This window comes from Auritidibacter sp. NML100628 (assembly GCF_003185985.1).
Taxonomy (GTDB): Bacteria; Actinomycetota; Actinomycetes; order Actinomycetales; family Micrococcaceae; genus Auritidibacter; species Auritidibacter ignavus.
On the sequence record NZ_QHLP01000001.1, the window covers coordinates 121,512 to 143,043 of the forward strand.

Consider the following 21,532-nt stretch of genomic DNA (forward strand, 5'->3'; position numbering starts at 1 on the left):
CCACAGTTGCTCCTGAGCGAGTCCTCCCGATGCCAGAGGCGGTTCTAGTCTGGGTGCAACAAACGGGTCACGCCTCGCACGTTGACCAGATCCTCGACCACGACCAGGCGGTGTGTCATGGCAAAAACGCAGAATTTCCAGGCTAACCAAAGCCAGGGGCCAGATTGGAAAAGTTGGTTTGTCGACACCGAGGGGGCCCCGAGTGTCAGTCTGGGCGAGTTACTAACCACCATCGAGCACCTCGTCTTGCTGGCCTCAGAACAAGCGAAAAACCCCAGCGTCTCGGCACAACTGGCGCACTTCGGAACGGAACCGGCCACAGATTGGAACACCCTGTGGGCGAGCGCGGAACGGGTAGCCGATGATCCGGTGCAGTCACGAGTTATCACCCCACCGAAAGATCTGGACAATGCGTTGCCAGAGATGCACCATCGGCTGGAGAAGATCTCGTATCTTTGCGACGCCATCAAGACCGGACTCACGCAGGTGACCCAGCACGCCTTAGAAACTAGTGTCGATCGCCAGAGACTACTTGGCATACCAGAACAGCAGACAGGGATAACTCAGGTCCGACGGTATCTCAGCCAAACACTCGGTGTTGCCGGAGCCGAGGCCTCAAAACGTTCTCGGCGAGCGGATCTGCTCGAACCGAGCCCGGCCCGATTAGGACGACCCCCTTCTGCTCCTGTCCTTCCGCTCTTGGCGCGATCTTTTCACGCCGGTCGGGTACCCACAGCCAACGTTGATCGGCTGGTGCGGCTGATTTACGACGTGCGGACATACGGCCAGCAGACAGCCACTGATCCGGAACTGGTACACCGGGTGATCGAGGCGGTCGAACCAGAACTGGTGGAATCCGCACAAACCGTGAACCCCGCCGTCTTCGCTAGGATGTGCCGGCGATGGTTGCACACCATAGCATCCACGATCGATCAGGACGGGCCAGAACCTGCCGAAGTGCTATCTCCCCGGACGGAACAACGCCTTTGGGTTACCAAACGATCCGACCGTGGCGTTGATTTTGGTGGCACCGTTTTCGGGCTGGGCGCCGAACTGTTGCTGACACTAGACGCTGCAGCTAATCAATTCGCTCACGCTACCGGGGGCGGTATTCAGCAACGCCTGGAATTCCCCGAACAACCAGATTCCATTCCCCACCCCATCCGCACCGCATTGCGCGTTGCGTTCCCAACTTTGGATCCAAACACGGTTATGGTCGAGGACCGCCACGGCAACACCCTGACTGCGCATCACCATACGTGGTTCGATACACGCAAACGCACCCGACGGACCTTGGATGTGGTGGTAGCAGCACTCTTGGCAGCTGTCGGGCTCAACGCCGAAACCAACGGCCTCCCCCGCCACCGGGGTAGCTCAACCAGAATTTTGACCCTGATGGATTACCAGTCGCTACTGGCCACCTACCGCAACCATCACAACGCACCACACAGGGTGCCTACTGTCATGGCGGAACAACGCGTAAGCCAGGGCCAGTTCCTGGGGCCACTATCTGCAGCGGAACTGCGGATCGCCAGTTGTGAGGCAGAACTCATTCCCGTGGTGTTCGGTGGTCGTTCGGAGGTTTTAGATATCGGGCGGGCTCGGCGTCAGTTTTCGCTCAAGCAGTATCAGGCCGTGGTTGCTCGAGATCGAGGGTGTACCGTTCCGGGGTGCACGATCCCGGCCCTATGGTGCCAAATCCATCATTGTCAGCCGTGGAGTCACGGGGGTTCAACCGCGGTGGATAATGCCATTCTGGTCTGCGCAGCCCACCACGCCGATCTCCATCACGGCACGTGGCGATTCGTCGCGCTCGATCACCACGGCGCGTGGTTTATTCCAGCCCCGTGGGTAAATCCGGACTCCACCCCGCAGCGAAATCGCTATTGGAAACACTAGCCTTCCAGGCTAGTTTTGGCGCTCCACGACGTAGTGGGCAAAAGCAATCAGGGCTTGTTTAATCGGAGAGTCGTCGAGGTTTTCGATAGATTCCAAAGCCTTACGCTCCCAGACCCGGGTCAGTTCCCACGCCCGCTCAAGCACCGGGTGCGTGGCGATGGCTTCCAAGGCCTGGTTAACCTGTTCTTGGGTGTCCAGCGGGCCATCAATCAAAGCCACAGCTTGCTGTGCCGACTGATCACCCTCCGCAGCTACCTGACGCAGCAGCAGGGTCGGCAAAGTCGGGACGCGTTCTTTCAGATCAGTGCCGGGGACCTTTCCTGATTTCTCACCTGGAGAAACCAGATCAATAATGTCATCGGCCAGCTGGAATGCCATGCCAACGTTATGACCGTAGTTGCGCATCATGGCCACGACCTCGGACGAGCACCCGCCGAGCAACGCGCCAATGTGCGCGGTGGTAGCAATCAGAGAAGCGGTCTTACCATCAATCACCGCCAGGTAATGATCCAACCGATCTTGGTCTGCGCGCGGTCCGACAGTCTCCCACATCTGGCCCATGACCAAACTTTCAAAGGTTTGGGCATGGACCCGGATTACTTCCGCACTCATCTGCGACATTCGCATCGACGCGCGGGCAAAGATCAGGTCACCGGCCAAAATGGCCAAAGAGTTATTCCACTGCTTATGTGCTGCCGGCACCCCACGACGCATATCGGCTTCATCCATCACATCATCGTGATAAAGCGTCGCTAAATGGGTCAGCTCCAACGCCACCGCGGCACTTCGAATGTTCTCTGACGGGGCACGAACTTGACCGTTGGCAACTCCGGGATCGGCCAACATGCTGGCCAGCACCGCCAGCAGGGGACGTAACCGTTTTCCGCCCGCATCGAGCAGGTGTCGGGTGGTTGCTTCAGCGAGCTCATCTGCATTGCGCAACGCCTCGGCAAGTTCCTCTTCAATGGCGCTGAGAGACTCGACGAGCACCGCCACCAGGTCAGGGTAGTCGTCTAGTACCGAGAAGCCTGCCGGTAATGAAGCAATGGATGGTTCGGTCACTCGTTCAACCCTATCCCATGCGTTGAGATTGTTGGCACTTGGTCAGTCCACATGTCGCGAACGGTTCTGTCTGGAGTATACTCCGGACATCCTCGGACCCGATGTGACGAACACCTCCGGGGATGGTCGATCACCGTCCAGACCGTGAGCTGATTACCGGTGCATAGAATCCGGTATCTTGAAAGATGCCATGCTTTATACTCTGTCTGTTGCGATCGACCCCGCCGAGTTTTCCTCTGATCTGTCTGCCTTATTAGCCACGGATGTTTCGGCCGCTTGGGTGCGTGAGGGCTACGGCACCGTCGGGTGGGGCATCACCGCCCAGCACCACACCAATGATGCGCAACGGTTTCAGAGTTTAGCGTCGTGGTGGTCTCAGCAAGCACACACCCCGGCACCTGGTACCCACTACCCAGTCCCCCGTACCCCGGGCTTATCGTTGGGGATGATCCCCCCGCGGGCGATGATTTCTGCCACCTTCGATGCCCGCTCGGCCACCGACACCGTTGCACTCGTTCCAGAGGTCCTGTTGATTCATACGCCTGGAACAAGCACACTGGTGTGGCAACTTGATGACTCAGATTCACGTCTGAATCAAGGCTCACAATTCAGCCTATCGATAGAGCAACTCCGTGCCCGGTGGCGTGAGCTACAGGGCACAGCCCACCTGCCGATACAGACGCCCGAGGGCTGGTCGGCAACCCGTGACGCCGAGACCGTCTCGGCGTCACGTATCAGCCGCGGAACGTTCCGGACCGCTGTGGGCCGGGCCCTGGACCACCTTGAGACCACGAACCTGGACAAGGTGGTATTAAGTCGGGACCTGGTGGTGGTCTCGCGGTCTGAGGGCTTCCGCCTACCCACGACTGCCTCCGCACTGGCTCAAAATTATCCGCAAGCGTGGACCTATCTGATCGATGGGCTGGTAGGCGCTACCCCCGAATTACTGGTGGGCCGGACCCATGGACGGATGACCGCACGGGTCCTGGCTGGAACGCTGTCCCGACAACAGGTCGAGTCCCTGGCTCAGACGTCAACCGAACCGGTCGATGTGGGCCGGGAGCTTTTGGAGGATCGTAAACAGCGATTTGAGCACCAGGCTGCTGTGGAGTCCCTGTTAGGTCGGCTCCGCCCACTGGCTGAGACAGTGCAGGCCGATACCACGCCCTACATTCTCGAGTTACCCAATGTATGGCATCTGGCCACTGATATCAGCGCGACGATGACGGAAAACACCTCGGTACTGGACCTGGTCGAGATCTTTCATCCCACCGCGGCTGTCAATGGTGTCCCGACCGCTGAGGCCCGCGAAGTCATCCATGATCTGGAATACCGTGCTCACGGTCTCGATCGCGGGCGCTATGCCGGGCCGGTGGGCTGGTGTGATGCCACCGGAGACGGTGAGTTCGGTATTGCACTTCGTGGCGGGGTGCAAGAAACCGCCCAAACCATGCGACTCTTTGCCGGTGGCGGGATTGTGCCTGGATCGGTTCCCGATCAGGAATTAGAGGAGACGACCGCAAAGCTAGAACCTATGTTGCAGGCTCTGGGTGTCAAGCTTCGAGACAGCACATCGAGACCTACACAAAACTAGCCCGTACCGCTTCCTGGACTGCCTTCCGGGTGCTGGGACGCAGCTCGCGATCGGAACGGACCTCGATCACGCGACGTCCCGTGGTGGGTTCTGCCAGCAACGCCATCAGCTGAAACTCGTTGTTGACCAGCTGGTAGTCGATGTCAAAGGCTTGAGATAGCGCGGAAATGTCGGTGCCGTGCGGCGTCCCAAAGAAACGTTCGACAACCGGGGACATCCCGGGATACTGGGCCACCTGGCCGTGTTCCAGACCGGCGAAGATGGCCCCACCGGTGTCGTTGATGACGACGATGTCCAGATCCGGCTCGGTTTCTAACGACCCGAGAGCCAGGGAGTCATAGAGGAAGGTCAAGTCTCCGCACAACACCACCGTGCGAAGATCGGTGGCCAAAGCAATTCCTGAGGCCACCGAAAGAGTCCCGTCGATTCCGGCCAGCCCCCGATTGGCGTAAATGGTGGAGTGCGGGGTGAACGGCGGTCGCCAGGCGATGTCGATATCGCGGATCACCGAGGAGGATCCGATCACAAGGTTTCCGCGGGCGGTGGCGGCCACGACTTGGGCTGCCCGCATGGCGGTCAGTGCGGACCATTCGCGGTGCCGGTCCTCGGCAACCTGTTCCAACGCTGATTCAATTCGAGCTTGGGCGTGGTTGGAAGCCGCTTGCCAGGCGGCCAACCATCCGGGTGCTCCTTGGCCGGCGAAGCGTGCCAGCTGGGGGAGCTCTTTAATCATGGTTTCCCGCCGGCGGGAGCGGTGGAACCATCCGACCGGGCGGGGCAAATACATGGCAGCTTTCACATCGGGCCGTTTCAATAGCGCGGCAATTTGTCGCGACAGGGTGGGGCGCCCGAAGATGACGGCGTGAGAAATATGTTCGGCCAGCGGGTGAGCGTCCTGACCGGAGCTGGTGCCCAGCAGGAGCGGGTAGCCGGCGACCGCATTACGTCCGTAGCGGGCATTTGAGCTGGGCTCGGCGAACAGCGGCAGTCCGAGTGCGTGAGCAAATTCGGCGGCAACGGGGCCGGCTGTATGCCCGGCGATGACCACACTGTGGTGTTCGGGTAGCTCGGAAACATCCAGCGTATGTTGCCGTATCAGAGCCCGACCGGGGTCGTGGTCTCTGGGATCCCATTGTTCGTCGGCAATCCGGTGAACCAGTGGCAGTGGTCCGGTCGCGAAATCGGTCGGGGCAAGGCTATCCGGGCTCGGGACCAGCGGCTCACGGAACCTGAGGTTTAGATGGACCGGTCCGGCCGGTTCCGAGGCGGTCCCGGTACTCAGGGATACCATGGCCTTCACGGTGGCTCGCAGGCTGGCGGGATCGTAGTCTTCGGAGTCGATCGTCACGCTCGCGCGGGCATGGACACCGAAAATATTGCGCTGATCGGTGGTCTGGTTTGCCCCGGTTCCCTGCAGTTCGGCGGGACGATCTGCAGTCAGAGCAATAAGTGCCACGTCGGCGTGGGCGGCTTCCATCACCGCCGGCATCAGGTTGCCAACCGCCGTCCCAGAGGTGGTCAGGACCGCTGCCGGGGCACCAGAACCAAGGCTGAGCCCCAAGGCAGTATGAGCTGCTGCCCGTTCATCAACGCGAACGTAGAGCTTGAACCCTTCCAGATGGGAGGCCTCGGCCAAGGCATAAACCATTGGGGCCGAACGAGAGCCGGGCCCGATCACGACGTGACGAACACCCGCCTGTTGCAAAGTACCAACAATGGTGCGCGCGGTCAGCATGGAGTCCATGCTCACCATGGTAGACCGATCAACCTGCCAGCACGGAATAGGCCTCCTCCAAGCGCTGGTGCCATACCTGTTGGCGGTCTTCTGGGAGACGAAAGCGAGCCAGCTTGTCTGGGTCAGGCTCAGGCACCTCGGAATGAGACGCCGGAACGGTAAGCTCTCCGTGCTCGGGGATGAGCCGAGGCGAACAGACGTCCTCGGAGAACAACGCCACCGTCCCCAGACCGCATGCATAGTGCAGTTCGGGCAACGCCCCGGCCAGGGCCAGCCCAGCGCTCATTCCCACGGAGGTATCCAGTGCCGAGGAGACCACGGCCTGCAGACCGGTGGCCTCGACGACCGCCAGCGCGCGACGAATCCCGCCCAGTGGCTGGACTTTGACCACCGCGATGTCGGCAGCTTCGGCGACAACGACGGCGAAGGGATCTTCGGCTTTGCGGATCGACTCATCGGCGGCCAGGGGTAGGTCGATACCATTTCGAGCCAGCCGGGAACGTAATTCTGCCATGGCGGTCAGACCGGGCACCGGCTGTTCGGCATATTCCAGCCCGGCCTGTTGCAGGACGCCCAATAGGTGGACCGCCTCGTCGACGGTCAGCGCCTGGTTCGCATCAACCTTGATCTGTGCTTCGGGCAACAACTCCCGGACCCGCATCACCCGCTCGTAGTCGGCCTGCACACCGTGTATGTGTCGATCGAGCTGGGCCGGATCGGCCGGGAGTTTTTCGGCGATCTTAATCTTCACCGCCGAAAGGCTCGATAGATCACCGTCGGTCGTGAAACCACGCAACACAGTCTCAACCTGCTCGGCGGCAATAGCTGGCACGGTGGCATTGACCAACACCGTGCTACGCCGCGGCGTGGGAAAACCCAGCCAGCCAGCTTCCAGAGTGGCCGACAGCCAGCGCGAGGATTCCACAGGCCCGTATTCGGCGAAGGGTGAAAATTCTGCCCACCCTAGTGGCCCTTTGATCAGCATCGCTTCCCGCACCGTCAGCCCGCGGAAACGGGTCCGCATCGGAAGCCCAACCGCCACTGCCACACGGTGCAGTTCCTCCCGCGAAACCAGCCCCACCGGTGAGATCAAATCGGGTAACCGGTCATCGCTCCAAGGTGTGTGATCACCGACAGTCTTCATCCTCTCCAGTGTAATTGCGTCAATTCCCAGATAGGTACGGGATAATGGCGCTGTGAACTTTCGGCATCGATCATCCCAGCACGACCCGGAACAGGGCCCCGAATCTGAACCGATCTCCGCCGAAAAACAGGTGCCCTTTGATCCGAAGAAAACATATAACCCATACGGGGAAACCGACATTTTTCAGGTGGATGAGCTACATCCGAACGCCGCCTCCTCCCCTGCCTCACCAGACAGGCTATCCGAGCCCGGCCTCGTCTCCCATGTCTCGGATGAATCGGCTGGCTCACGCCGACGCGAACGCCACCCTCAACACCAGCCGGGGCACGCTCCGATGGCCATCCAGCCGGCCTCCCGTCTGGGACTCTGGGCCCTTTGGGCGCTGGTGATGGCACTGGCGCTGTGGGGCATCTATACCTTCTTCGTGACCTCACATACCGGCCAAATCATCGAACAGGCCGCCATTAACTCGGCCACGCAGAACCTGCAGTCCTTGCACAGCTACTCCCAGATGGTGCTGAGCGAGTTGCCCACCGTGGTCGCAGTCTTGGCGGTGCTGACGTTTGTGGTGATCACCTTATTCCGCCGGCGCTGGCTGGCGTCACTGATCGCGGTAGTGGTATTTGCCGGGGCCAACATCAGCACACAAGTGCTCAAGAATGTCGTGCTGACCCGTCCCGATCTCGCCAATGGCGTGCCCTACTACACCGGCAATTCCATGCCCTCGGGACACACCACCTTCGCTGCCGCTGCGGTGATTGCGATCTTTTTGGTGGTGGCACCACGCTGGCGGTCACTGGTGGCGTTCTTAGGCGCGGTTTTTGTCTCGGCGGTGGGAGTAGCCACCTTCCTCGAGGCCTGGCACCGTCCCGCCGATATGGTCGCGGCCTTGCTGGTCTCGGGCATTTGGGGGCTGATCGGCGGAGCGATCATTTTCCGTGTCGAACCGCAGTGGAATGCTTTCTCAGCTCGGGGCCGCCCCCGCGATCTGGGGTGGAACGCTTTGCTGTGGACTCTGGGGATCATGGTGCTCCTGGGAGCCGCGGCCACCGTGGCGATTGCCACCGGACTGAATATGGTCCCCGAACAGTTCAACCCCAAGTCCTTGGCCAGCATGTGGTACCTGGCTTATGGCGCACTGTTTATTGCCGGGTCCTGCTTTGTGATCTACGGAGTGCTCTCCACGTTCTTCCGCGCTGAGACCGGCCAGCGCGGAAGTCGATAAACAATTTTCTGCTGAAGGCTGAGCGCTATAACATAATCGGCATGGCCAACAACAGCTCTGAACACGGCTCTGCCAAGATCGATTCCGACCATCTCGTGACCGTCAATTCGGTCGCCGATGCCCGTCCTCGCAACGCTCTCGATCGCTACTTCAAAATCACCGAACGTGGTTCCACGCTCGGACGCGAAGTTCGAGGCGGGATCGCCACCTTTTTGGCGATGAGCTACATTGTGGTGCTCAATCCCTTGGTACTCTCCGGGGAAGATGCCGCCGGGGAGGTGCTTGGCATTCCTCGCGTTGCTGCCGTGACTGCCCTGTTGGCCGGGCTGAGCACCATCCTGATGGGCTTGTGGGCCAAACACCCCTTCGCGCTGGCGGCGGGACTGGGAATCAACGCATTTATCGCCATTACCGTGGCGACCACCCCGGAACTGACCTGGCCCCAGGCCATGGGCCTCATTGTGGTCGCGGGCCTGGTGATGATCATCCTGGTTGCTACCGGTTTCCGTGAAGCGGTCTTCCGTGCAATTCCGGACTCTTTGAAAACCGCCATCGTGGTCGGAATCGGCCTGTTCATTTCCCTGATCGGGCTCGTCAACGCCGGTTTCGTGCGCCGTCTACCCGATGAGGCCGGTACGACCGTGCCGGTTGGTCTCGGAACCGGCGGAGAACTCGAGGGCTGGCCGGTGCTGGTCTTCGTGATTGGACTGGTCATCACCGCGCTACTGGTCATTCGCAAGGTCCCCGGAGCGATCTTGATCGGCATTGTCGCCGGAACGGTGCTGGCCAATATTTTCGAAGCCATCTTCCAGATCGGCCCCGCCGTGGATGATGATGGTAACGTCAACCCGGTCGGTTGGTCGCTGGTGGCCCCCTCAGTACCGGAATGGACCGCACCGGATCTGAGCCTGCTAGGCAAGATCTCCTTCGGTGCCTTTACCGCCGATTCCGTGGGCGCGGTGATGGCCACCTTGCTGGTCTTCGCGATCCTACTGTCGGTGTTCTTCGATGCCATGGGCACCTCCACCGGTCTGGCCCGGGAGGCTGGCAACGTGGACGCCCAGGGCAATATTCCGCATCTGAACCGGGTACTGATGGCCGATGCCATTGCGGTCACCGCCGGTGGTGCTGGCTCCGGTTCCTCCAACCAGATCTTCGTCGAATCGGGCACCGGCATCGGTGAAGGGGCCCGCACCGGTTTCGCGTCAGTGGTTACCGGCTTGCTGTTCATCCTGGCGATGTTCCTCTCCCCACTGATCTACCTGGTGCCCTTCGAAGCCGTCGCCCCCGCCTTGGTGGTGGTCGGTTTCATGATGGTCACCCAGGTCACCAATATTGATTTCTCCGACTGGGGTGCTGCTATCCCGGCCTTCTTGACGTTCATCCTGATGCCCTTCACCTACTCGATCGCCAACGGCATCGGGGCCGGCATGATTGCCTACGCGGTCATCCGCACCGGTCAAGGACGCATCAAAGAAGTCCACCCGCTGATGTGGGTGGTCGCGGTGGCTTTCGTACTCTTCTTCGGTATGGGCGTCTTCCGCGGATTATTAGGGCTGAACTAGCCCACCAGACTCGGTCCATTCGGTTGCGTAGCATGGGGCTATGAGCTTTAATCCACCCCTCGCAGCCAAACGTCCCCACACGGTCACTCACCACGGCCGGACCCTCACGGACCACTACGAGTGGTTACGTGATGCCGATAATCCCGAGGTGTTGCACCATTTGCGGGAGGAGAACTCCTACACCGAACAGCTCACTGCCGATCAACAACCGTTGCGGGAGCAGATTTTCGCCGAGATCAAATCCCACACCATCGAAACAGATCTTTCGGTGCCAATACGCCGGGATGACTGGTGGTATTTTGTCCGCACGCGCGAAGGTAGTCAGTACCCCATTCACTGCCGGGTAGCAGCCGAGAACACCGGTGATCTGGTAGCCGATTGGACCCCGCCGGTGGTGGAACGTGACCAGCCCCTGTCCGGTGAACAGGTAATTCTTGACGTCAATGAAGCCGCCGAGGGCCATCCGTTCTTTTCGCTGGGTGGGATGAGCGTCTCCCCCGACGGCAACACGCTGGCCTATCTGGTCGACACCACCGGCAATGAGCTCTACCGGTTGCTGGTCCGTGATCTAACCACCGGTGAGGACCACCAGGAGGATCTCACCGGTGTCTTCGCCGGCCTGAGCTTCGACCGCACCGGCCAGCAGGTCTTCTACTGTTTGCCCGATGATTCCTGGCGCCCCAACCGGGTCATGGTCCACCGGCTGGGCGCCTCGAGCAGTGCGGACCAGCTGATCTATCAGGAACCCGACCAGATGTACTGGACCGGGTTCAGCCTCTCAGCCGACCGCACCGAGCTGATCATCTCCTCTGGGACCTCAGAGATCTCCGAGACCCGAGTGCTTGCACTGTCGGAGACCGACCCGAGTATTCCCGCCCCGCAGCTGGCCGTCAGTCGCCAGCTGAACAGTTTGCACACGCTCACCCCGGTCGTCATCGACGATCAGCGCTTCTACCTCATTGTTCATGACCGGAACCCACTGGATGGCACACCGCTTCCGAACAACACGGTCTCGATGGTGGCCGCGCAGACCGTCACCGAACCCGAGACCTGGCGAACCGTGATGCCGCACTCGACCGCGACCAAGATTGATGAGGTCGACGTCAACCGCACTCACGCGATCGTCTCCGCCCGGGTGGAGACCACCCCGCGCACCATGGTGATCCCGCTGGAGGGGTTAGGCACCGAAAATCAACAGCCGGCCGTGGAACCGCAGTTTCCCGAAGAGCTTTTTAGCTGTGAGTTGGTCTCGGCTCCCTACCAATCACCGCTGGTCCGGCTGAGCTACAGTTCCTGGGTCACCCCGGTTCACGTCCTGGACTATGACCCCACCACCCGCGAGTTGTCAGTGCGACGCCGCCAAGAGGTCCCCGACTACGACCCGAGCGCCTATCTGGTGGAACGCTGGTGGGCGCCCACGTCCCGCCCCGAAGAGTCCGTGGCCATTCCACTTTCGATCATCCGTCACCGTGATGTGGCCTGGGACGGTAGCAATCCCGCTCTGCTGTATGGTTACGGCTCCTACGAGATCTCCATGGATCCATTCTTTGCCCCGTCCCGACTGTCGTTGCTGGACCGTGGCGTGGTCTTCGTGGTCATCCACGTCCGCGGCGGCGGGGAACTGGGACGTCCCTGGTACGAGCACGGCAAGAAGCTACATAAGAAAAATAGTTTCACCGATTTCGTCGATGCCACCCGATTTGTCGCCTCCTCCGGGTGGGTCGACCCCGACCGGATTGCAGCCATGGGTGGCTCAGCCGGTGGACTGCTGATGGGTGCGGTCGCCAATCTCGCTCCCGAGCTCTACCGGGCCATCTTGGCCGATGTGCCCTTCGTGGACGTGCTCACCTCGATGCTGGACCCGGATTTGCCGTTGACCACCTTGGAATGGGATGAGTGGGGAAATCCCCTACAGGATGCCGAGGCCTATGACTATATGGCCTCTTATACGCCCTATACCAATGTTCGGCCCGTGGACTATCCGGCCATCGCTGCGGTGACCTCACTGCACGATACCCGGGTGCTGTATGTGGAACCGGCCAAGTGGGTCCAGCAACTGCGCCAAACCGTCACCAGCCGCCACGACGCCCCTGTGGAGGCCGGCGGATCGCCGGTGTTACTCAAGATTGAAATGGATGGCGGACACGGCGGAGCCTCCGGACGCTATCGCATGTGGGAAGACCAGGCCTGGGAGTACGCGTTTCTGCTCACCGCCTTGAACGCCACCGAACGGCGGAGGTAAGAAAAATCGCCAGGTACGCACTATCAGCACATCTACAGCAAAGACATAGTATCCACTCCTATTAGACACGAGCAATTGCTGTTAGGCTTGGGGTGTATTCTAGCCGGCCCGGCATCAGCAGGGTGTCAGGCCAGAGAACCGTGAAAAGCACCAGATCAAGGAGTACTCATGACCATCACCGCTGCCATTGTTGGATACGGCAACCTGGGCCGTTCCGCTGAAAAACTCATCAAGGCTACCGAGGACTTCGAGCTCTTCGGCATCTTCTCTCGTCGGGACAATCTTGACACGCAGACTCCTGTCTACCCCGTCGCCGATGCCGCCCAGTATGCCGACCGGGTTGATGTGCTCCTGCTCTGCCTGGGTTCAGCCACCGATATCCCGGAACAAGCTACTGGATTCGCCGAGCACTTCACCACCGTGGACACCTACGACAACCACTCGAAGGTCCCCGAGCACTATCAGAAGATGAACGCAGCCGCTGAAAGCTCCGGCCACGTGTCGATCATCTCCACTGGGTGGGACCCGGGCCTCTTCTCGATGAACCGCGTGCTCGGCCAGGCACTATTCCCTCAGCCGGTGCAGAATACGTTCTGGGGTAAGGGACTGTCGCAGGGTCATTCTGATGCGGTGCGCCGGGTGGAAGGGGTCAAGCGCGGGGTGCAATACACCGTGCCCCGCGAAGATGCCATCGCCGAGGCTCGCGCCGGTGAAGGCGAGGACATTGTCTCCACCGAGGCTCACGCTCGGATGTGCTACATCGTCGCCGATGAGACCGATCACGACCGGATTCGCGAAGAGATTGTGAACATGCCGGCTTACTTCGCCCCATACCAGACCACCGTGAACTTCATCTCTGAGGAAGAATTCGAACGTGACCACCTCGGCATGCCACACGGCGGTCATGTGATCACCACCGGCGATCTGGGCGGTTCCCAGCAAAGCGTGGAGTTCACGCTCGAGCTCGAGTCCAACCCGGATTTCACTGCCGCTGCCATGGTGGCCTTCGCTCGTGCCGCATCACGGCTGGCCGAAGCCGGTGAAACTGGCGCACGTTCGGTGCTGGAGATTCCCCTGTACCTGCTGTCTACCCAGGACCACGACACGTTGCTGGCCCGCGAGGTCTAAACGCTCGCCTCAGGTAGTAGCCACCGTGTGACCAACGGGCGTAGCATCGGTCCCTGCTCCACCGACGCGACGGGTGTTACGTCCGCAGTCCTCAGCTGACGACTCATTCAGGGCCTGGGCATGCAATCGGCGACGCACTGTCCTAGCATCATGGCATGGCTCACTCATCACCACACACTCTCACCGGTAGCGATGTCGTCCAGAATCTGCCCTGGAAATGGAACGTTCAGGGACGAATCTTCCTGATCGGCGGTCTGGGATTCATGTTTGACGCCTGGGACGTCTCACTCAACGGTGTGCTAATCCCGCTGCTCTCCGAGGAATGGAATCTCGAGCCAGGTCAAGCTGCCTGGATCGGCACCGCTAACCTGTTGGGCATGGCCGTCGGTGCCTTTGTCTGGTCCACCATCGCTGACCGCATCGGGCGCAAAGCCGCCTTTACCGCCACCATTGCAACTTTCGCACTGTTCACCATTGCCGGAGTGTTTGCTACCGATATCGTCACCTTCGCGATTCTGCGATTCATTGCCGGGTTCGGGCTCGGGGGCGCGATTCCGGTCGACTACGCCCTGGTCGGAGAATTCACGCCACGTCGACAACGTGGCCGAGTACTGGCGGCCATGGACGCGTGGTGGCCGATCGGTGCCGCGCTGGCTGGGTTCGTCTCCGCCTGGCTCGTGGGGATTTTTGCTGACTGGCGACCGACCATGCTGGTCATGGTACTGCCAGCCATACTGCTGATCTTCGTGCGGCTTTGGGTCCCGGAATCACCGATGTATCTGATTCGCACTAACCAACACGACAAGGCTCGCCGCGTCATTGACCGGCTGGTCGAGGCCACCGGGGCCGAACCGAAACCCTATCAGCTGGAAACCATGACGGATGTTCCCACGATGTCCTCGGGGGCGATTTTCGACCAGCTCCGTCGTGTTTGGGCGTACTCGTGGAAAATCACTCTGTCGATCTGGTTGCTGTTCTTGACCATCATGTTCGTCTACTACGTTTCCTTGCAGTGGTTGCCGACCTTCCTCATCGAGGCCGGGTACATCGAGTCCCAGGCCTTTATCACCACCGGCGGTATGGCCGCCTTCGGTCTGGTGGGCGCACTGATTGCCACATACTTGATCGAAAGAACCGGTCGTCGACCGCTGCTGGCCATCTCGGCGATCATCGGCTCGCTACTCTTGGTGCTACTGGCGATGGTCTTGGACATCCCCTCCGCGGTACTACCGGTGATCTTGACCTACGGAATGGTCATTCAGGTCGCGATCCCAGTCATGTATGCCTATGCCTCCGAGATCTACCCCACCGAGCTACGGGCCTCTGGTTTCGGTTGGGCTTCAACCATCTCCCGTATTTCCGCCGGTGTTGGACCGCTCATTTTTATCACCGCGCTGGTCCCGGTCCTGCGTCTGCCGGGAAGCTTCCTGGTGGGAGCCGGCACCGTGGTGGTGGCCGTGATCGTCATGTTCGTCCTGGCACCGGAAACCACCGGACGCAAGCTGGAGAACTAGGTGCGGTCCTGCTCGGCGAGGTCCAAGAACTCCGCAACCCGGCGCGGTGTCCATTGTCGCACAAACTTTTCCAGAGCCCTGGCACGAAAAGCTAGGTCGCGCTCAAACTCCTCACCGGTGAGCCCACGCTCGACCGGATGCGGAACCGCCGAGTGCAAGTGGTGGTCGTTGATGCCACGTAAGGCGGCCTCGTGCACGGCGAGAAGCTCGTGCAGGGTCGTACCACCGCCGGGAACGCGGCCGGATTGCAGGGCGAGGGTAACCACCAACCCGGTCCGGTCGCGACCTGCCGAGCAGTGCACCACCACCGATTCCCCACGCTCCAGCGGAGCCAGCACCGCCTCCACCGCGGTGGCAACCATATCCGGGAAGGTCTCGATGATGTCCTGGTAGCTACTCGGGTCCCGCGGGTAGGGGTCATACCGGGCCCAAAACTCCTCGCGCTGCAGCTCGTGGACAGGCGTGTTGACCCGAGTGAGCGCTGCGGGACGCTGCCCAGCTACCGGATCGGTGGACCGTCTGCGCATCTCGGGAGTATTACGCAGATCAACCACCGTCCCCACGCCGGCATCGACCATCTGGTCCCAGCCACGAGAAGTCAGCGCTTCAGCCCGTCCCATCCGGAAGAACCCTGGACGAATCTGCCAGGCATTGACCGCTCCATCCCAATCCAGTCGTTGCAACGAGTATGTAGTCATGATGTGCTCTCTGTTGAGGTCTCGACACCGTGAAGTAGTTACTGGCTGTTGCTGTGCTCACCAGTCTAACCAGCGACCATGATGACTAGACTGGGTTCCATGACCGAGTCTTCGCCCACGCACTCTGCACAGCCTTACCCTGCCCGGCCCCAACCGGCCGATACCTCCGTTCCTGAGAAGGTCTCAGATATTTTCGACCCGAGCCAGTGGCGGGTGGTGCCAGGATGTGATTTCACCGACCTGACCTACCACCGCCAGGTGCTCCGCGATGACAACGGGGACTGGGTGGGCGATCTGCCGACCGTGCGCATCGCCTTCAACCGTCCCGAGGTACGCAATGCTTTCCGTCCCGGCACCGTCGACGAGCTCTACCGGGCCCTGGACCACGCCCGGATGTCCTCAGACGTGGGGTGCATCCTGCTGACCGGTAACGGCCCCTCGCCCAAGGATGGTGGCCACAGTTTCTGTTCCGGTGGCGACCAGCGGATCCGTGGCCGGGATGGCTACCACTATGCCCGCGGGGATACCGCTGAAACGATCGACCCCGCCCGTGCCGGACGCCTGCACATCCTGGAAGTCCAACGCCTGATCCGCACCACCCCCAAACCGGTCATCGCCCTGGTCAATGGCTGGGCAGCCGGTGGTGGCCATTCATTGCACGTTGTCGCTGATCTGACATTGGCCTCGGCCGAGCACGGAAAGTTCAAGCAGACCGATGCGACCGTGGGCTCTTTTGACGCCGGCTACGGCTCAGCCCTGCTCGCCCGGATGGTGGGCCAGAAGAAGGCCCGAGAAATTTTCTTTACCGCGCGTGAGTATTCTGCCCAAGATATGGTTGACGCCGGTGCGGTCAATGAAGCGGTCCCGCACGAGAAACTCGAAGACGTGGCACTCCAGTATGCCGCCGATATCAATGCTCAGTCTCCGCAAGCCATTCGCATGCTGAAATTCGCCTTCAACCTGGCCGACGATGGGATGGCGGGCCAGCAGGTCTTCGCCGGCGAGGCAACCCGCCTAGCCTATATGACCGATGAAGCGGTCGAAGGCAAGAACGCCTTTCTGCAAAAACGGGACCCGGACTGGTCGGCGTTCCCTCGCTATTTCTAATCCCGTCCCCGCGATAGGGTCGTCACGGCATGGACTTACCAACACCGCACCAGCTCGACCAGATGCTCGTTGCGCTGCAACGCGCGATGGACCACACCGGTGATCCGGTGGAGTTCACCGGCTCCGGCGAGGTGATCTTCCGCCCCGAGGCCAGAGACCCCGCTCGGGGCGGGGGCCCCGACATCGCCGCGGTGGTTCGCACCTCCGGGTCCACCGGCAAGCCCAAACAAACCCTGTTGTCTACCTCCGCGTTGCAAGCCTCGGCAACCGCCACCGCGGAAGCGCTGGCCGGTCAGGGACGCTGGCTGCTGGCGGTCGGGGCCCAGTTCGTGGCCGGTCTCGCGGTGCTGTCTCGATCGATCATGGCCGGAACCACGCCACTGGTGCTGCCCTCCGGACCCTTTACGGCCGAAAAGTTCGTTGCTACCACCGCAGGCCTCAACGAGCGCACCCCGGTGGACCAACCCCGGTACGTCTCGCTGGTCCCCACGCAACTGACCCGGCTTCTGGAGGCCGGGGAGGCGATCCCCGAGGTGATCGATGGCCTGCGGTCCTACAGCGCCGTGTTGGTCGGTGGCGCTCGCGCGCCGCAGGCCAGCGTCGAGGCAGCCCGCCAGCACGGCATCAAGCTGATGCTAACCTATGGTTCCTCGGAAACGTGTGGTGGGTGCGTCTACAACGGCCGTCCGCTACCGGGCGTGGACCTGGGGGTGGCCCGGCACACCATCGCCGGCGGGGCCGCGGTGGACCGGGTCACCCTCACCGGCGCCATGGTCGCTACCGGCTACCTCGACCAGCCCAAGCTCACCGCCGAGCACTTTCGGACCGGCCCGGATGGCACCCGCACCTACCTCACCGATGACTACGGGGAAATCCTCACCGCCTCAACCTCGCAGACTCCGCAACTGCGTGTGCTGGGACGGGTGGATGATGTGTTGATCTCGGGAGCGGTCAAGGTCTCCGCCGCCGAAATCCAGCGGGTGCTGGAGTCACATCCAACAATTCGCGAGGCTTTTGTGACCGGGGTGGCCGATGACCACTGGGGACAACGTATTGTCGCCGGTATCGTGCCGGCTGAGGATGCGGCCATCGAGTCGGGGAGCCAACGAGACACAGCCCTTCGTCGTTGGGTACGTGCGCAGCTAGGTGAGGCGGCCGCGCCCAAGTCCTTCACCGTTCTGGAGCGGATCCCCTTGCTCGCCAACGGCAAGCCCGACCGGCGTTATCTTCAACAGTTGCTCTCCGAGTGAGTACTACAGTGAAGGGGTGCCATCATCGGCACCGGAAGGCACTGCATCCCGTGATGCCTCGAGTCAGACCAAGGAGTAACACACCAGGTGGCAACATTTTCTCAGTGGGTCTCAGCTGCACGATTGCGCACCCTTCCCATGGCCATCGCTCCGGTCGTGGTTGGCTCGGCCGCAGCTGCAGAGCTGGACTCCTTCAACCCACTACGCGCTGTCCTTGCTCTCATCGTGGCGCTGGCCATGCAGATCGGGGTCAACTATTCCAATGACTACTCCGACGGCATCCGTGGCACCGATGACAACCGAGTCGGTCCCTTCCGGCTGACCGGTTCACGATCCACCGAACCGCGTCGAGTCAAGCTGGCGGCTTTCGGATGTTTCGGCGTGGCTGGACTCGCGGGTCTGATCCTGATCGGCCTGTCAGGAACCTGGTGGCTGATCGTCATCGGCATGCTGGCCGTGTTGGCCGCCTGGTATTACACCGGGGGCAAACACCCCTACGGGTACGTGGGATTAGGCGAAGTCTTCGTCTTCATTTTCTTCGGGCTCGTCGCGGTATTGGGTACCACCTACACTCAGGCGCTCGCCCTCTCCGGGCTGGCGTGGATGGGAGCGATCGGGTGTGGCCTGATCTCCACCGCACTGCTGATGGCCAATAACGTCCGCGATATTCCCACCGACCGCGAGACCGGAAAAATGACGCTGGCCGTGCGACTAGGTGACACCGCTGCACGCTGGAGCTATCCGGTGATGCTATTCATCGCCGTGGTACTCCCGCTACTCTTCGTCCCGATCCACCCGTGGTTGCTGTTGTTACTGATCGTGTTGGGCATCTGCATCCGCCCCTCCATCATCATGATTGAGTCCACGGACCGCCGAGACCTGATTCCCGTCTTGAAACTCACCGGTATCCTGGGCTTAATGTATGCGATGTTGTTCACCGCAGGCGTTCTGCTCTAGAGCGCTGGTGCCCTACCGCTTCTCGGCCCGTTGCGCTTCGGCTTCGGCTTCGCCACGTTGCTGCTGGGCGTCGTGGAACCGGCCGGCGGTAAAGCTGTCCTCGGCTTCGGCGTCCTTGAGTTCTTGGACCCCATTTTCTTTGCGATTCGGCGAGAAAATATCTGCCAGGTTCTGTCCGGCTGCATTGCGTAGCCGGTCCAACAGGAGGTATCCCACCGCGAAACTGACGATGAGACCGATCACCGTGGCAAAGATCCACGAGGCAGCCAACGGCCACGACGAGGTGACATAGGCGGTGATTGCAAAGGCCAACCCGAACAGCAACAGGCGCAAGCCACCATAGACCAGAAACTTCATAGTGTCCCAGTCTAAACCCGGGATCGTTCTTCCGGAGAAACGAGCACGCGCGATGACCCGTTCCTTCGTAGACTGGTACCATGCGTTTTCTGATTCCACTAGCGATCGTCGCCCTCGGCGTGATGATCTACGCTTTCGTCGAGTGCATGCAAACTCCCCGAGAGCGCATCCGCACCCTGGCAAAACCGGCTTGGCTAGTGATAATCGCTCTCGTTCCTGCCGTGGGAGCATTGCTGTGGCTGTTCTTTGGCCACCGTCGTACACTGCCACAGCCCGGCAGTTTGGGGTCGAGTCCACAACGTAGCAAACAACAGCCGGCCCGGCCGAAGTCCCCAGACGATGATGACGAATTCTTGCGTCGTCTCGATATTCAGCGTCGCCAGAAAGCTCGTGAAGAACAGCTCGACGCTCGAGAAGCCAAGTTAGACGCCTACGAGCGGAAGCTCAGAGAACGGCACGATTCTGCTCACACCAATGACAGCTCCGAGACTCCAGACGATCCCGACGACGAGGATTTCCCTGGCGACTCGACCGGATCGCAACGGTCCTAGCCACAAGCCAGAAGCACCGCTACGTATGGGGTTGCCGGTGTCCTGAGATGTCTTCCGTTGTCCAACATTCGATGTTTTCCAGGTCAGGCATATCGGAGGCGAGAAAGATCGGTTCTCTACCGTCACGTCGTTGTGCTGTGTAGTGTTTGAGTAGGCGGATCGCGGTACCAGACATCTCAGTGATCACCACAAAATTGAACAGCGCGATGACGACCATGGTGACTCCAGCAATCGCCCAGGCGATATCCACCGAAATCGTCGATCCCACGAAGACCACGCCGGTCAGCACCACCGCGTAGATCTTGCGCAGTTTCTCTGAATCCGACAGGAACAAGATGTTCGCCTCGCCATAGGAGTAGTTGCCCAGGATTGAGGTGAACGACACCAGCAGAATAATCACGGCCAGGGCAACAGCACCCAACGCACCGAACGTTGAGGTCAACGCCATCTGAGTCAGTTCGACCCCCGGATTGGCGTCTGCGGTCGCAACTGGATCGGGGTACGTAAACAGGATAATGAAAGACGTAACTGAGCAAATGACAACGGTGTCCAGGTAAACCCCCAGGGACTGCACCAGACCCTGTTTCGCGGGGTGAGAGACATCGGCCGTGGCGGCCACGTTCGGCACCGACCCCATGCCTGCCTCGTTGGAGAGCATGCCACGTTGGATACCGGCCATCAGCACCGTGCCAAATGCGCCACCGGCGGCCGCCTCAAAATTGAATGCCTCACCAAAGATCAGGCCCATGACGGTGGGAAGCTGGTCAATATGGATGATCATCACCGCAAGCCCGAGCAGAATGTATAGCATCGCCATCACGGGCACCACGTTTTGAGCCACCCTTGCCACGCGGCGCAAACCGGCGATGACAATCAGGCCGGTGAGAATCACCAGCACCACGGCCAGACCCCAGGTGAGTGCGGTGGTATCCTCCACGCCGAGTTCGGTCGCGGCACCGGTCACAGAGTCCACGATGGTATTGGCCTGTAGCGAGGTGAAGCTCAAGGCGAAGCAGAAGATAAAGATCACGGCAAAGACAATGCCACCGGCGCGAGAACCGAGACCTCGTTCGATGTAATAGGCCGGTCCGCCCTTAAAAGTGTCGAAACGACGGGTCTTGTACAGCTGGGCTAGTGTGGACTCCACAAAAGACGCGGCCGAGTTGAGGATCGCCATGACCCCACATCCAAAAAACGGCGCCCGGGCCTCCCATAGCAATGGCACCGGCCACTCCGGCGATATTTCCGGTGCCAACTCGGGCCGAGGCGGTCACTGCGAAGGCTTGGAAGGCCGACAGAGACCGGGTGCGTCCCGTATCGTCGCGCGTGGCACGGTCGGTGATCGCCCGGAACATATCGGGCAAATGTCGAATCTGGACCATTCCGGTACGCACGGTGAGATAAAAGCCGAGCAGGATGATCACAGGCATGCCCAGAAGTTGCCAGGCCATGTCCTCTACCTGACCGAGCATCTCGGAGATGGTCTCTGCATTCATAGAAGGTG

At 60.7% G+C, this 21,532-nt stretch carries 18 protein-coding genes; 11 read left to right on the forward strand and 7 right to left on the reverse strand.

Annotated features, from left to right (window positions below; translation table 11 throughout):
* Positions 1-117 precede the first annotated feature (117 nt).
* A complete protein-coding gene (locus DCC24_RS00635) occupies positions 118-1,899 on the forward strand; it encodes an HNH endonuclease signature motif containing protein (protein WP_110097976.1) in 1,782 nt (593 codons plus the stop codon).
* Between the two features lie 9 nt (positions 1,900-1,908).
* Here DCC24_RS00635 and DCC24_RS00640 read toward each other — a convergent pair whose 3' ends face one another.
* Positions 1,909-2,961 carry a polyprenyl synthetase family protein gene (locus tag DCC24_RS00640; RefSeq protein WP_110097977.1) on the reverse strand — a complete coding sequence of 351 codons (1,053 nt, stop codon included), beginning with the start codon at positions 2,959-2,961 and terminating at the stop codon, positions 1,909-1,911.
* A gap of 190 nt (positions 2,962-3,151) precedes the next feature.
* On the opposite strand from DCC24_RS00640, the gene DCC24_RS00645 reads away from it, so the two are divergent.
* The gene (locus DCC24_RS00645) at positions 3,152-4,555 is read left to right on the forward strand and encodes an isochorismate synthase MenF (protein ID WP_110097978.1); all 1,404 of its coding nucleotides are present in this window, start codon (positions 3,152-3,154) and stop codon (positions 4,553-4,555) included.
* Here DCC24_RS00645 and menD read toward each other — a convergent pair.
* Both menD and DCC24_RS00655 read right to left on the reverse strand, forming a co-directional pair.
* A complete protein-coding gene (menD, locus tag DCC24_RS00650) occupies positions 4,542-6,299 on the reverse strand; it encodes a 2-succinyl-5-enolpyruvyl-6-hydroxy-3-cyclohexene-1-carboxylic-acid synthase (RefSeq protein WP_233491929.1) in 1,758 nt (585 codons plus the stop codon). The genes DCC24_RS00645 and menD overlap by 14 nt on opposite strands.
* A gap of 19 nt (positions 6,300-6,318) precedes the next feature.
* On the reverse strand, positions 6,319-7,434 hold the full coding sequence (locus tag DCC24_RS00655; protein ID WP_110097980.1) for an o-succinylbenzoate synthase: 1,116 nt from the start codon (positions 7,432-7,434) through the stop codon (positions 6,319-6,321).
* Positions 7,435-7,486: 52 nt separating this feature from the next.
* Between DCC24_RS00655 and DCC24_RS00660 the strand changes: the two genes are divergently transcribed.
* From DCC24_RS00660 to DCC24_RS00680, 5 genes are all read left to right on the forward strand, one after another.
* Positions 7,487-8,659: a phosphatase PAP2 family protein gene (locus DCC24_RS00660; RefSeq protein WP_110097981.1), complete on the forward strand. Its 1,173-nt coding sequence runs from the start codon at positions 7,487-7,489 to the stop codon at positions 8,657-8,659.
* A gap of 41 nt (positions 8,660-8,700) precedes the next feature.
* Entirely contained in the window at positions 8,701-10,224 is a 1,524-nt protein-coding gene (locus DCC24_RS00665) for an NCS2 family permease (RefSeq protein ID WP_110097982.1), read from the forward strand.
* Between the two features lie 40 nt (positions 10,225-10,264).
* Complete coding sequence (locus tag DCC24_RS00670; RefSeq protein ID WP_110097983.1) at positions 10,265-12,466, forward strand: S9 family peptidase; 2,202 nt, start codon at positions 10,265-10,267, stop codon at positions 12,464-12,466.
* Positions 12,467-12,634: 168 nt separating this feature from the next.
* Positions 12,635-13,594, forward strand: a complete 960-nt coding sequence (locus DCC24_RS00675; protein WP_110097984.1) for a diaminopimelate dehydrogenase — start codon at positions 12,635-12,637, stop codon at positions 13,592-13,594.
* 155 nt (positions 13,595-13,749) lie between these two features.
* Complete coding sequence (locus tag DCC24_RS00680; protein ID WP_110097985.1) at positions 13,750-15,108, forward strand: MFS transporter; 1,359 nt, start codon at positions 13,750-13,752, stop codon at positions 15,106-15,108.
* On the opposite strand, the gene DCC24_RS00685 is transcribed toward DCC24_RS00680, so the two are convergent.
* Positions 15,105-15,806, reverse strand: a complete 702-nt coding sequence (locus DCC24_RS00685; protein ID WP_110097986.1) for a tyrosine-protein phosphatase — start codon at positions 15,804-15,806, stop codon at positions 15,105-15,107. The two genes, DCC24_RS00680 and DCC24_RS00685, sit on opposite strands and share 4 nt — an antisense overlap.
* A gap of 99 nt (positions 15,807-15,905) precedes the next feature.
* On the opposite strand from DCC24_RS00685, the gene DCC24_RS00690 reads away from it, so the two are divergent.
* The 3 genes from DCC24_RS00690 (at position 15,906) to DCC24_RS00700 (ending at position 19,120) form a co-directional block, all read left to right on the forward strand.
* Positions 15,906-16,913 carry a 1,4-dihydroxy-2-naphthoyl-CoA synthase gene (locus DCC24_RS00690; RefSeq protein ID WP_110097987.1) on the forward strand — a complete coding sequence of 336 codons (1,008 nt, stop codon included), beginning with the start codon at positions 15,906-15,908 and terminating at the stop codon, positions 16,911-16,913.
* A gap of 29 nt (positions 16,914-16,942) precedes the next feature.
* Positions 16,943-18,163 carry an AMP-binding protein gene (locus tag DCC24_RS00695; RefSeq protein WP_233487898.1) on the forward strand — a complete coding sequence of 407 codons (1,221 nt, stop codon included), beginning with the start codon at positions 16,943-16,945 and terminating at the stop codon, positions 18,161-18,163.
* 87 nt (positions 18,164-18,250) lie between these two features.
* Positions 18,251-19,120 (forward strand): 1,4-dihydroxy-2-naphthoate polyprenyltransferase, encoded by an 870-nt coding sequence (locus DCC24_RS00700; RefSeq protein WP_110097988.1) that lies wholly within the window; start codon positions 18,251-18,253, stop codon positions 19,118-19,120.
* A 12-nt stretch (positions 19,121-19,132) separates the two neighbouring features.
* Here DCC24_RS00700 and DCC24_RS00705 read toward each other — a convergent pair whose 3' ends face one another.
* Positions 19,133-19,477, reverse strand: a complete 345-nt coding sequence (locus tag DCC24_RS00705; protein ID WP_110097989.1) for a DUF4229 domain-containing protein — start codon at positions 19,475-19,477, stop codon at positions 19,133-19,135.
* Between the two features lie 80 nt (positions 19,478-19,557).
* On the opposite strand from DCC24_RS00705, the gene DCC24_RS00710 reads away from it, so the two are divergent.
* A complete protein-coding gene (locus tag DCC24_RS00710) occupies positions 19,558-20,028 on the forward strand; it encodes a PLD nuclease N-terminal domain-containing protein (protein WP_110097990.1) in 471 nt (156 codons plus the stop codon).
* Positions 20,029-20,047: 19 nt separating this feature from the next.
* Here the strand turns inward: DCC24_RS00710 and DCC24_RS00715 are convergent, their stop codons facing one another.
* Entirely contained in the window at positions 20,048-21,205 is a 1,158-nt protein-coding gene (locus tag DCC24_RS00715; RefSeq protein ID WP_233242918.1) for an alanine/glycine:cation symporter family protein, read from the reverse strand.
* Complete coding sequence (locus DCC24_RS12250; protein ID WP_233242919.1) at positions 21,123-21,524, reverse strand: alanine:cation symporter family protein; 402 nt, start codon at positions 21,522-21,524, stop codon at positions 21,123-21,125. The genes DCC24_RS00715 and DCC24_RS12250 overlap by 83 nt, the downstream gene beginning before the upstream one ends.
* Between the last annotated feature and the right edge of the window lie 8 nt (positions 21,525-21,532).